Origin of the sequence: Chthonomonas sp. (genome assembly GCF_035294165.1) — a bacterium.
In the GTDB taxonomy this organism is placed as follows: Bacteria; Armatimonadota; Chthonomonadetes; order Chthonomonadales; family Chthonomonadaceae; genus Chthonomonas.
In genome coordinates this window covers 1-2,574 of sequence record NZ_DATGLN010000040.1, presented here as the reverse complement: position 1 = coordinate 2,574, position 2,574 = coordinate 1, and the positions used below count along the sequence as shown (strand labels likewise).

The following is a 2,574-nucleotide window of genomic DNA, read 5'->3' as shown; positions in this document are numbered from 1 at the left end:
GCCCTAACACAAACATCGTTCGCGCCCAATAGGCTCTAAAGCGTGGCATATACGTTGTCATTCTTTTGCGTCTCCTCCATAGCGTCGAAACTTTTTAGGTTGAATTTAGAACTTCACCACCGCTGCGAGTGTGAATGTGTCTTGATCGAGTGTGGTGGTGCCATGCCCTCCGAGGAAGAAGGGTTTGTTCGCGTGGTCGTGGCGATACTCCAGCCGAGTGAGAACCTGGTTCTTGAAGAGCGAGTACTCGAGGGTGAGAGTGGCCTCACGCAGCACGGTGTAGCCGGGAAGACCAAGCCGGAGGCCGGCCCCGCCCGCGCCGGCGACATCCTCGAACTGATCGTAGCACGCCGCCACAGCCAGTTTTGGAGTGAGCTGGTAGCGAGCATAACCGGCGATATCCGTCCAGTAGCCGGAGTAGTGGGTCTTACCCACATTGCCGGCACCCTGACCGTAGTCCACCTTTGCGGCCAGCTTCAGGTCTTTTGTAACCTGGTAGGTAGGCTGCACCTCGAAGAGGTTGGTATCTATCCCCCCTTTGTGGATGGGCGCTAACGCGGGGCCGTAAGCGCCGGTTCCCTCCAGTCCGCCCATATAGGTGAGGTTGGTTGTGAGGCTGGCGTTGGGCGCCCAAGAGAGTTGCACGAAGCCGCTTTTAGCATCGTTATCGTCGGCAATGTCGTTCCAGCCGTTCACCAGCCCTCCCTGAATGGTGAGCGTTTTAGAGAGGGGCGTGGTTGCCCGTAAGCCGGCATGATAGAACGGAATCGCATACTGGAAGCCGAAGCTGCGAGAGTACTCGTCATTTTTGGCGCTCTCGATCACCTCATAGCCGAAACTCGTCACGAAGATGCCGGCATCGAAGGTTACCGGGTGCTTCATGATATTGAGCGTTTTGGTGATGTAGAGCTGTTGGATCGTCTGCCATGCGGCGGTACCTCCCGGCTCGGTGGCATGAACGAGGCGGGCCGTGTCTCCGGTGGTGAGCGTGGCGGTGATGCTGAACGGTATCCCCTTTCCCTCGTTGCGGGTGATGTTCAGCTCTAAAAGGCTCAGGCTCAGTTCACGGTCGTTGATATCGAACGAACGCCCCACGTTGTCAATGCCGATCTTCTCTCCATCCGTTGTGGTTAGCACTGCGGCGGGATAGGGGCCGCGCGCGTTGATCAGGTAGTAGAGGTCGAGATAGCCTGAGATGTCCACTTCGCCGGGTTTTGGGCCGGAGCTGCCATCGGCACGCGCCGATTTCGGAGCCGTTGTAAGAACGACCAGCCCCAGAAGCCCGCAAACTCCAAGCCGATAGGCCAGCGCTTTCGCATAGCCTAAGCGTTGAGGCATTGCAGCCTGTACGGTTGTTAGGGAGAAGAGCCTCCCAAAGTGAATGTTCAATGTGCCCTCCTTTAGCTAAGGATAAAGTGGTGATGCCACGGCGAATTTGAGATTCGCTGTGGGGAAAAACAGGCTGGCTCCAAAAGCGGAACAGAGCCAGAACAGGCACGCCTATTGACCTAGCCGGGGGAGACGCTTGCCGACATCGGCGAAGAGACGACTCCGTAAAGGCATAGGGCAAAGGCGCTTCCGACGCAGCGACATTGACCAGCCGGGGAAGACAAGCGGAACGTAAAGACGCCCGCGTAAGGCGATTAGCGACGACGCTATGGGGAACAACACTGTAGGGGATTTTGCGACAAAGCCATTTACGGCATCGCTGCCGCAAAAGGGGTGAATGAACCAACTTTGTCCCAGCGCTGGGACAGATTTACACTTGCAGCAGCAGATATGCCCTGCAAGCTGTAACTATATTACCAAACAAGGTGCGCCGTTGTCAATTGTTTGGATAATTTTTTTCAAATTTTCTTGCCGAATGTTTTTTTTGCCGAACTTTGTTGGCAGCGCCACGAGAGAAGTGTGCAGGAAAGAGAGGCTCTTTCCTGCACAGAGAAGCTTTTCTAAATATCGTAGTACAGGGCGAACTCGTAGGGGTGGGGACGCAGAGCGATCTGTTCGATCTCCTGCTTGCGCTTGTACTCGATATAGGTTTCGATGAGGTCTTGATCGAAGACCCCACCCTTCAGCAGATACTCGTGGTCCTCCTCCAAAGCCTGAAGGCTTTCGGCGAGGCTGCCGGGGGTTTGGGCGATGCCGTGGCGCTCTTCCGGCTCCAGTTCATAGAGGTCTTTATCAATGGGGGCCGGTGGCTGGATTTTGTTTTCGATGCCGTCGAGGCCGGCCATCATCATCGCGGCGAAGGCCAGATAGGGGTTGGCGCTGGGATCGGGTGCGCGGAACTCGATGCGTTTGGCCTTAGGCGACTTGCTGATCATAGGAATGCGCACGCAGGCCGAGCGGTTGCGGGCGGAGTAGATCAGATTGATGGGGGCCTCGTACCCCGGCACGAGCCGCCGATAGGAGTTGGTGGTGGGGGCACAAAAAGCCAGCAGAGAGGCCGCGTGTTTCAGGATGCCGCCGATGTAGTAGACGGCTAGCTCGGAGAGCTGCCCGTAGCCCTTCTCATCGAAGAAGAGGGGTTTGCCATCCTTCCATAGCGACTGGTGGGTGTGCATGCCGGAGCCG

Annotated in this window: 2 protein-coding genes; both read right to left on the bottom strand. The window is 56.8% G+C overall.

All coding sequences use genetic code 11. The features are described from left to right. Positions 1–105 precede the first annotated feature (105 nt). Positions 106–1,389, bottom strand: a complete 1,284-nt coding sequence (locus VKV29_RS01390) for an outer membrane beta-barrel protein (protein WP_324199503.1) — start codon at positions 1,387–1,389, stop codon at positions 106–108. 560 nt (positions 1,390–1,949) lie between these two features. Next, positions 1,950–2,574: glutamine synthetase family protein (locus VKV29_RS01385; RefSeq protein WP_414647172.1), on the bottom strand; the 625-nt coding region annotated here is incomplete at its 5' end.